Annotated in this window: 7 protein-coding genes; 2 read left to right on the plus strand and 5 right to left on the minus strand. The window is 57.7% G+C overall.

Annotated features, from left to right (window positions below):
* Positions 1-97: 97 nt before the first annotated feature.
* The 4 genes from HW556_RS17140 to HW556_RS17155 all read right to left on the minus strand — a co-directional run bounded on the left by HW556_RS17140 (position 98) and on the right by HW556_RS17155 (position 7037).
* Positions 98-1168 carry a M42 family metallopeptidase gene (locus HW556_RS17140; protein ID WP_176901347.1) on the minus strand — a complete coding sequence of 357 codons (1071 nt, stop codon included), beginning with the start codon at positions 1166-1168 and terminating at the stop codon, positions 98-100.
* A gap of 293 nt (positions 1169-1461) precedes the next feature.
* Positions 1462-3030: an acyl-CoA carboxylase subunit beta gene (locus HW556_RS17145; protein ID WP_176901348.1), complete on the minus strand. Its 1569-nt coding sequence runs from the start codon at positions 3028-3030 to the stop codon at positions 1462-1464.
* A 596-nt stretch (positions 3031-3626) separates the two neighbouring features.
* A complete protein-coding gene (locus HW556_RS17150) occupies positions 3627-6260 on the minus strand; it encodes an ATP-dependent Clp protease ATP-binding subunit (RefSeq protein WP_176901349.1) in 2634 nt (877 codons plus the stop codon).
* A gap of 120 nt (positions 6261-6380) precedes the next feature.
* Positions 6381-7037, minus strand: coding sequence for a WbqC family protein (locus HW556_RS17155; protein WP_176901350.1), 657 nt, complete (start codon positions 7035-7037; stop codon positions 6381-6383).
* Positions 7038-7269: 232 nt separating this feature from the next.
* On the opposite strand from HW556_RS17155, the gene HW556_RS17160 reads away from it, so the two are divergent.
* Complete coding sequence (locus HW556_RS17160; protein ID WP_176901351.1) at positions 7270-8154, plus strand: hypothetical protein; 885 nt, start codon at positions 7270-7272, stop codon at positions 8152-8154.
* A complete protein-coding gene (locus HW556_RS17165) occupies positions 8151-9065 on the plus strand; it encodes a lysophospholipid acyltransferase family protein (RefSeq protein ID WP_246289706.1) in 915 nt (304 codons plus the stop codon). The genes HW556_RS17160 and HW556_RS17165 overlap by 4 nt, the downstream gene beginning before the upstream one ends.
* 104 nt (positions 9066-9169) lie before the next feature.
* Here HW556_RS17165 and HW556_RS17170 read toward each other — a convergent pair whose 3' ends face one another.
* Positions 9170-9802 carry an L-threonylcarbamoyladenylate synthase gene (locus HW556_RS17170; protein WP_176901352.1) on the minus strand — a complete coding sequence of 211 codons (633 nt, stop codon included), beginning with the start codon at positions 9800-9802 and terminating at the stop codon, positions 9170-9172.
* Positions 9803-9982: the final 180 nt, after the last annotated feature.

A 9982-nucleotide genomic window follows, 5' to 3' on the forward strand; every position in this document is an offset into this window, starting at 1 on the left:
GGTAGGGGGGGGGGTGTACTACCCCCCCCGATGCTCAAGATAGGCGGTGGGAGGGCCAGAACGGGGGGAGGCACCGACCCCTGCCCCTACACCGTTTTTAACTGAAGTAGCGGAAATCCTGCTTGTCCTCAATGCGAAGTACGGTTTCGTAAATCAGGTCGATGACGTGCTGCACGTCGTCTTTGTGCACCGTCTCGACGGTGGTATGCATGTATTTGAGGGGCAGCGAAATCAGGGCTGCGGCCACGCCGGCGTTGGAGTAGGCAAAGGCATCAGTGTCGGTGCCAGTGGCGCGGGTGGCAGCGGCGCGCTGAAACGGGATTTCGGCGCTCAGGGCTGTTTCAATAATAAGGTCGCGCAGGTTGTTCTGTACGGCCGGACCATAGGTGATTACCGGACCTTTGCCGCAGAACAGGTCGCCCGAGGTTTTCTTCTCATACATCGGCGACTGGGTGTCGTGGGTCACGTCCGTAATGATGGCCACATCGGGCTTGATGCGGTGAGCAATCATTTCGGCCCCGCGCAGGCCAATCTCCTCTTGCACCGCATTCACGATGTATAGGCCGAAGGGTAGCTTTTTCCCTTCTTCTTTGAGGCGACGAGCCACCTCGGCAATCATGAAACCGCCGATGCGGTTGTCGAGTGCGCGACCCACATAGAACTTGTCGTTGAGTACCATGAACTCATCCTCGAACGTGACAACCGAGCCCACGTGGATGCCCATTTCCTCCACTTCTTCCTTGCTGGAAGCTCCGCAGTCGAGGAACACCGTTTCAATGGTCGGGGCCTTGTCCTGGTCGGGCTTGCGGACGTGGATGGCAGGCCAGCCGAACACCGCCTTCACGATGCCCTTCTTGGTGTGGATGTTCACGCGCTTACTGGGGGCCACCAGCGGGTCGGAGCCACCATTTTTGCGCAGGTACAGGAAGCCCGACTCCGTGATGAAGTTAACGAAGTAGCTGATTTCGTCGGCGTGGGCCTCAATTACCACCTTGTACTCGGCCTCGGGGTTGATGACGCCCACCACCGTGCCGTAGGTATCCACGAAGTGCGTGTCGATGTAGGGCTTGAGGTATTCCAGCCAAATCTGCTGGCCTTCCTTCTCGAAGCCGGTAGGAGAGGGGTTGTTGAGGTATTTCTGAAGGAAATCGAACGATTCTTGACGCATGATGTAAGAAACTATTGTAGCAGGTGGGTAGTGAAAGCTATCAATGAAGTAGCAAATAATGCAAGGCTGGACAGTAGTAAGTAATTACCTAACACCCTGTTTTGCGATTCGGACCACCAATTACTGTGAGATGAAGAATCAGCGCTAGCAATAGCAACAAGCAAGAAAAGAATAAGTAGCAGCGGCGATAAAAGAATCTGCACTGCCCTAAACCGCATACACCCCCAGCCCAATAATGTGACGGCTCCCAGAATAGCTGATAGTTTGCTAACTTCTAACCAAGTCATACAGAATTACAGCGGAATGTTGCCGTGCTTCTTGCGGGGCAGCGTGGCTACTTTGTTTTCCAGCATCTTGAAGGCGCGGATAAGCTTCTGGCGGGTCTGGGAGGGGAGGATAACCTCGTCCACGAAGCCGCGGTGGGCGGCGCGGTAGGGCGTGGCGAACTTCTGCTGGTACTCATCCACCTTCTCCTGGAGCTTGGCTTCAGGGTTTTCGGCGGCAGCTATTTCGCGCTTGAAGATGATTTCAGCCGCGCCCTTGGCACCCATTACCGCAATTTCGGCGGTGGGCCAGGCGTAGTTCAGGTCGGCTCCGATGTGCTTGGAATTCATCACATCGTAGGCACCGCCGTAGGCTTTGCGAGTGATGACGGTGATGCGCGGCACGGTGGCTTCGCAGAAGGCGTAGAGCAGCTTGGCGCCGTTGGTGATGATGCCGCGCCACTCCTGGTCGGTGCCGGGCAGGAAGCCGGGCACGTCTTCGAGCACCAGCAGCGGGATGTTGAACGAGTCGCAGAAGCGCACGAACCGGGCCGCCTTGGTGCTGGCGTTGATGTCGAGCACACCCGCCAGCACGGCCGGCTGGTTGCCCACGATGCCGATACTGCGGCCGCCGAGCCGGGCAAAGCCCACCACAATGTTCTCGCCGAAGTTCTGGTGCACTTCCAGGAACGAGTCGGTATCAATAATGCCCTCAATCACCTCGCGCATGTCGTAAGGCTGGTTGGGGTTTTCAGGCATGATGTTGTCGAGGACCGGGCGGCTTTCGTTCTGGCCGGCCTCGTAGGGCAGCATCGGGGCGTTTTCCTCGCAGTTCTGGGGCATGTAGCTCAGCAGCTGCTTCACGCGGGTGATGCAGGCTACCTCGTTGGCGCAGCTGAAGTGCGTAACGCCGCTCTTGGCCGAGTGGGTGCTGGCGCCGCCCAGTTCCTCACTGGTTACGGTTTCGTGGGTCACGGTTTTCACCACGTTGGGGCCGGTCACGAACATGTAGCTCGTGTCTTCCACCATCAGGATGAAGTCGGTGATGGCGGGCGAATACACCGCACCGCCCGCGCAGGGGCCCATAATAGCCGACAACTGGGGCACCACGCCCGAGGCCAGCGTATTCTTGTAGAAGATGTCGGCGTAACCGCCCAAACTCACCACGCCTTCCTGAATCCGGGCCCCGCCCGAGTCGTTGAGGCCGATAATGGGGGCACCGTTCTTCATGGCGAGGTCCATGATTTTCACAATTTTCTCGGCGTGCGTTTCGCTCAGCGAGCCGCCGAATACCGTGAAATCCTGTGAGAAGGCATACACCAGCCGGCCCTGCACAGTGCCGTAGCCCGTTACCACGCCGTCGCCGAGGTAGTATTCCTTATCGAGGCCGAAATCCTTGGAGCGGTGCATCACAAACTTGCCGATTTCCTCGAATGAGCCCTCATCAAATAGCAAATCGATTCGCTCACGGGCCGTGAGCTTGCCCTTTTTGTGCTGGGCGTCAATGCGGGCTTGGCCGCCGCCGAGCAGGGCTTCGGCGTTTTTGCGGGCGAGAACTTCGAGCGGGCTCATTTGGGCGTCGGTGTGCGGGTCGGACATGCGGGGTGGGAATAGTCGAATGGGGTAACCAATGTTAGGTAGCCAAAGGTAAGGCCCAAGGCCAGAAAAGCCGCGCCCAAGATTCGGGCGCGGCTTTTCTGGCCTCATAGCAATGTTAGTCTCTTCCTTGGCAGGTAACTTGGCCTGTATTACGCGCAATAGTTAGATAGCTATGCTTGCTATATACGACCTCTAGGTTAGTGGGAGTCAGTTTAATGTAGCGCACAGCTTGATCAAAAATATCAGGGCCGCATTCATGGGACATATTTGTTTGCCACAATATACTGTTGTCGCGATAAGCAACAATGGTTGATGGGTCGGAATTAGGAATGAAATACACAGTCCCGTCAGATGATAAAAGCCCTCTGTCTTCAGTAAAAGCAAGATTAATTTCAGTTCGCGTAGTAATTAATTTGGGGTCGTAGGGATAATTCGGAGTAGAGCACTGCATGAATAATGCTAGTGGAAACAGTGTAGGTAGCAGTAGAACCAATCTCATGTATACATTCAATTAAAGGTGCGTTGAAATATAGCAAAAGAGGACGGCCGGCTCCCACAGTGGGAGCCGGCCGTCCTCTTTTGCTAATCAAAGCTACTTACTCACCTTTCTTCTTAGAGTCCGTGGGCTCGTCGTCGGAGGCTTCGGGCGCTTCTTCCGGAGCTTCCTCGGGCCGCTCGTCGCTGGCCTGGGGGATGGCTACGCCGTCACCCTTGCTGGTGGCGAAAACGAGTTCCTCCGCGCCTTCCGTATAGTCGGCGGTGATAACGTCGCCCTGGGCAATTTCAGCCTTCAGGATTTCCTCGGCAATCGGGTCTTCGATGTACTTCTGGATGGCCCGGTTGAGCGGACGCGCGCCGTACTTGGGGTCGTAGCCCTTCTCGGCCACGAAGTCCTTGGCGGCATCGGTCAGCTCAACTTTGTAGCCCAGCGTCTGGATACGGTTCAGGAGCTTACCCAGGCTGATGTCGATAATCTTGTGGATATCCGACTTCTCCAGCGAGTTGAACACCACCACGTCATCCAAGCGGTTCAGGAACTCGGGCGAGAAGGTTTTCTTGAGGGCATTGGTGATGGTGCCCTTCGTCAACTCATCCATGTTGTCCTGGCGCGACTTGGTACCGAAACCAATACCAGCGCCGAAGTCCTGTAGGTCACGCGCTCCAATGTTGGATGTCATGATGATGATGGTGTTGCGGAAGTCCACCTTGCGGCCGAGGCCGTCGGTGAGAATGCCGTCGTCGAGCACCTGGAGCAGGATGTTGTACACGTCGGGGTGGGCCTTCTCGATTTCGTCGAGCAGAATCACCGAGTACGGCTTGCGGCGGATCTTCTCCGTCAACTGGCCGCCCTCCTCGTAACCCACGTAGCCGGGAGGCGCGCCCACGAGGCGCGAGATGCTGAACTTCTCCATGTACTCCGACATGTCAATCCGCACGAGCGAATCCTCCTTGTCGAAGAGGTAGGTGGCCAACACCTTGGCCAGCTCCGTTTTACCCACGCCGGTCGGGCCCAAGAACACGAAGGAGCCGATGGGCTTCTTGGGGTCCTTGAGGCCAACCCGGGTACGCTGGATGGCTTTCACGAGCTGCTGAATGGCCTTGTCCTGGCCAATCACCTTGCCGCGAAGCTCCTCGCCCATATTGAGCAACTTGGCGCTTTCCTTCTGGGCAACACGCGAAACGGGGATGCCGGTCATCATGGCAATCACCTCGGCCACGTTCTCCTCCTTCACGGTGTAGCGCTTCTTCTTGGTGTCCTCTTCCCAGTCCTTTTTGGCGGTTTCAAGCTGGTCGATGAGCTTCTTTTCCGTATCGCGGAGCTTGGCGGCTTCCTCGTACTTCTGGCTCTTCACCACGCGGTTCTTCTCGCCTTTGATGTTCTCAATCTGCTCTTCGAGCTTGAGAATATCCTCGGGCACCACGATGTTGTTGATGTGCACTCGGGCGCCGGCTTCATCGAGAATGTCGATGGCCTTGTCGGGCAGGAAACGGTCCGACATGTAGCGGTCCGACAGCTTTACGCAGGCCTCAATGGCCTTGTCGGTGTACACTACGTGGTGGTGGTCCTGGTACTTGTCCTTGATGTTGTTCAGGATTTCCACCGTTTCCTCGGGCGTGGTGGGGTCCACCATCACCATCTGGAAACGACGGGCCAATGCGCCGTCCTTCTCAATGTACTGGCGGTACTCGTCGAGCGTCGTAGCACCGATACACTGAATCTCACCGCGCGAAAGAGCCGGCTTGAACATGTTGGAAGCGTCGAGCGAGCCCGAAGCCCCACCGGCACCCACAATCGTGTGCAGCTCGTCAATGAACAGAATCACGTCGGGCGACTTTTCCAACTCGTTCATCACGGCCTTCATGCGCTCCTCAAACTGGCCACGGTACTTGGTGCCGGCTACCAGCGAAGCGAGGTCGAGCGTAACCACGCGCTTGCCGAAGAGCACCCGCGACACCTTCTTCTGCACAATGCGCAGGGCTAAGCCCTCGGCAATGGCGGTTTTACCCACGCCGGGCTCGCCAATGAGAATGGGGTTGTTCTTCTTGCGGCGGCTCAGAATCTGGGCCACACGCTCGATTTCCTTCTCGCGGCCCACGATGGGGTCGAGCTTGTCGTCCTCGGCCATTTTGGTCAGGTCGCGGCCGAAGTTGTCGAGCACCGGGGTACGCGACTTATCGCTGCCCTTTTTGGGCGTGGCGCCCGCGCCGCTACGACCAGCTCCGCCACCCCCGAAGAGGCGGTCGTTGTCGTCGTCGTCGGCCTCGGGGCCGGAGGTAGGGTTGTTCGCCGCGTTACCGTGGTAATCGAGCGAGTCGCGCACAGATTCGTAATTCACGTTGAATTTGCTCAGAATTTGGGACGAAATATTGTCTTCATCGCGCAGAATCGAAAGCAGCAGGTGCTCAGTGCCGATAATTTCGCTTTTGAAGATTTTAGCCTCCAGATAGGTAATCTTGAGGACCTTCTCGGTCTGTTTGGTCAGGGGAATCGAGCCGGTAATGCTGGTGCCCTGGGTGGCCGTGTTGCGGGTGGCCTGCTCGAGCGCATACTTGAGCTCATCGATGGACACACCCAGCTTTTTAAGCAAGCCCAAAGCAGTACCTTCCCCTTCGCGGATCATGCCCAGCAGCAGGTGTTCGGTCCCGATATAGTCGTGCCCCAGCCGGATGGCCTCTTCCCGGCTCAGGGAGATGACCTCCTTGACTCTGTTTGAGAATTTAGCTTCCATGCAGATAAGGTAGAAAAGAAAAACGGATTGCTGCCCGATGAAAACGGTTCACGGAGCAGATTTGGCCGATGTAAACTGAAACAGCTAGTACCGGGCGTTGGTTCGGGCGGCTGGTAGGCACTACGCAAGAAAACTGCCGGCGGCCGGACCCTGCATAAAGAGCAGGTCTAAGATGCTGAGTCCGGGTGCAAAATCTTTACCAAAATGCTGCCCGTAAACTGGTACCGACGCTCTGTCAGGTCCGGCCGGTAGCACGTGGTGCTTGGGCGAGAGGGTATCGCGCAAATCGAGCGGAGAGGAGGGGAGCCTGGGGGTCGGCAGCAGCTCTCCGCCGGCTGCGAGAGACTGGTAATGGGTGGTGAGGTAAATGGGCAAGGGCAGGCGCAGACAGCGACAATAGAAGCGTAGCAGCGCCAAATTCAGGTCGAAGAGCAAGGCCGGTTTCTGCTGGTATATGTCGCGCAGGTACTCGATGTAGTACTCGAAATACGGTGTGCCCCCATAAGCGGTTTGCAGCGTGTGTAGGTGCTGGTGCCGCCAGTTCTGCCGGTAGTCTATTTCGATGAGCGAGCTAAGCACCTTCTCGCTGCGGTTGCCATCGATTACGGGGACTGGAAGCGGCTTTACGCCCTGGGCCGTCAGAATCAGGCAACGGTTGCGGTAGGTTTGCTTGCGGTAGTGGTCGTGGGCCTCCAGCCACAAGGCATCGGCCCCGACCAGCGCGGCGAAGAAGGCAATAGGCGGGTGGTACTGGGTCTCAAAAAGAACGTCGGGCATAGGTGAAAGAACGGCGTAGAGACGCAATAATTTTGCGTCTTTGTATTGCTGGGGTTGAGCATCCGGCACAGCCGTTCAACGATGAGACGTAAAATTTTGCGTCTTTACGTCGTTCAACAGATGGTCGCGCCCCTGCTGTACCGCTAGAAAAGTCGCAATTTTACCAGCGGCAGCGTTGGCAGCTTTACAAACCCACTGCCAACTCTGCCGCCCGTACCGCCAAACTGACATAATGCCCGTCCGCCTCCGCCTCTTCCTGCCGCTGCTGGCTTTGCTGTCGGCCCTGGCTGCTGCTCCGGCCGCCGCCCAGTTGCTGCTCGACGCGGCCACCTTCCGCAACGATGATGTGGCGGTGAAGGGCGGCGTAGTCGAAGTGTATGCCACCGTTTCGGGCCAGCACCTGACGTACAAGCGCCGGGCTCCGAAGGTATTTCAGGCGGCGGCTCTGGTTACGCTCGAAGCCATCCGGCCCGATGGTACAGCGGCGTACCAGGAAACCATTACCCTGAAGCCCCCGGTGCTGCGCGACACGACAGCGGCCATCAAAAACCCCATCAGCTTCCAGAAACGCCTGCTGCTGCCGGCCGGCCGATACACCCTGCGCGGCCAGCTACGCGACCAGAACCGGGCCGCCTCGACTATTATTGTGGAGCAGCCGCTGGTGGTAGAGTTTGGAGCCACCAAGCCCCAGCTTAGCAGCTTGGTGCTGCTAGCTCGGCCCGCCAGCCGGTCGGGCATCGAGGCTAACAATTTCATCCGCCAAGGCCTGTCTCTCACCCGGGCCCCCGGGGGCCTGTATGCCCGCGGCCAGGAAAAGCTGTTTTTTTACGCCGAGCTGTACAACGCCACGGCGGGCCAGCCGCTGGTAATACTTTACCGCCTGCGGCCAGCGGCCGGTAAAACCACGGTGGCCAGTGGCAAGGGGCTGGCCCAGGGTGCCCAGGGCCGTCCTACAGTGCTCACTGGTGAGCTGGACCTGAGCAAGGTGCCGGCCGGTAGCTACAGCCTCACGCTGGAAGTGCGCGATGCTAAAAATCGCGTTTTGAGTACCCAAACTTCCTCTGTGCAACGCAACCCCACCGATTATGCCCCCGCCGGGGCTACGATGCCCCGATGAGTGCCCCAGTAAGTCCGACCGTTTCTCCCGCTTATCCCTGGTATTTCCAGCCCCTCAACTGGCTCTTGGTAGGCCTGTCGAGCCTGCCGCTAGCGGTGCTCTATGGCCTTGCCCGGCTGCTGTACTGGCTGATGGCGTACGTGCTACGCTACCGGCGGCGGGTGGTAATGGAGAATCTGCGTAACTCGTTCCCTGAGAAGTCGGGCGCGCAAATAGACCAGATAGCCAACGACTTCTACTGGCATTTCGCTCAGGTTATGGTAGAAATCCTGAAGCTGCGCACGCTTTCGGCCGCTGAGATGCGGCAGCGGGTGTTGATTGAGAACCCGGATGTGCTGGAGCGCCTGTTCGCTGAAAATAAGCAGGTGCTTACCTTGGGCTCGCACACTGGCAACTGGGAGTGGATTCTGCCGTCGGGGGCAGTGCTGTTCCCGGGACGGGTGACGGGGGTGTACAAGCCGCTGATGAACCCTTTCTTCGAGGCTTTTCTGCTGGAGCTGCGCACCCACGTGGGCGCCAAACTACTGCCGATGAAAAGCACACTGCGCGATTTGCTGCGCCATCGGGGCCAGGGCCGCGCCCTTAGCATGCTCTCCGATCAGGCCGCCGGGCCCGAAGACCATCCTTACTGGACAAACTTCCTGCATCAGGACACGCCCTTTTATACTGGGGCCGACAAGCTAGCGGCCCAGTTTGGCTGCGCAGCCGTGTATGTGACCATCCGGCGCGTCCGGCGTGGCTACTACCGCATCAGCCTCACCGAGTTGCACGACGGCCAAACTACACTGCCACCCGAGGAACACCAGCTCACCGAGGCCTTTGCCCGCCTGCTGGAGCGCGATATTCAGGCCAGTCCTTCCGACTATCTCTGGAGCCACCGCCGCTGGAAGCACAAAAGAGTACAGGGGTAAATACAAACAAGGAAACGGGGAGACTTCCGTGTCGGCAACCTGCTTTAAAAGGTGCCAGCATGGAAGTCTCCCCGTTTCCTTGTTTGTACTTTCTCCTAAGTATTCTACAGATATTGTTCGATGTCACCGGCTCCCTGGCGAATCAGCTCGAAGTCATCATTGGTACAGTCGATGATGGTGCTAGGGACGTTGTTGCCAAAACCGCCATCAATAACCAGATCTACCATAGAGCGGTACTTCTCATAGATTAGGTCGGGGTCGGTAACGTATTCGTCCAGCGTATTCTCGTCTTCGCGCACCGAGGTACTCATGATCGGGTTGCCTAACTCCCGCACCAACTGCAGAACGATGGGGTTGTCGGGGATGCGGATGCCCACGGTTTTGCGCTGCCGCCCACCTTGGCGAGGGGCTTTGGCGCTGGCCTCGAACAGGAAAGTAAATGGCCCCGGCAGGGCCCGCTTCAGCACCTTGTAGATGGGCGTAGTGATGCCGTGGGCATAGTCGCTGATATGAGACAAGTCGTGGCAGATAAAGCTGAGGTTGGCTTTATCGGGGTTTAGCCCCTTGATGCGGCATACCTTCTCAACTGCTTTGGCATTATGAATGTCGCACCCAATGCCATACACCGTGTCGGTAGGGTAAATAATAACGCCTCCCTTGCGGATGACTTCCACGGCCTGCTGAATTCGGTTGAGGGGCGGGTTGTCGGGATGGATGCGGAGCAGCGTGGCAGACATAGGCAGGATGTAAGGGAATGAAAAATGAACGGCTGCCTGGTTTGGCTAGCCGGGAAGCCTGACTTGCCAAGGTAAGAGCCAAGGCGGTAAGGTGCTACTGTTTTCGGTAAAAGCGGTTTTTTTGTTGTCTGCCTGCCAAATACTACTCCCTCCCAAAACCAACGAGCCCCGGCGGTTGGG

This window comes from Hymenobacter terrestris (assembly GCF_013377905.1).
Taxonomy (GTDB): domain Bacteria; phylum Bacteroidota; class Bacteroidia; order Cytophagales; family Hymenobacteraceae; genus Hymenobacter; species Hymenobacter terrestris.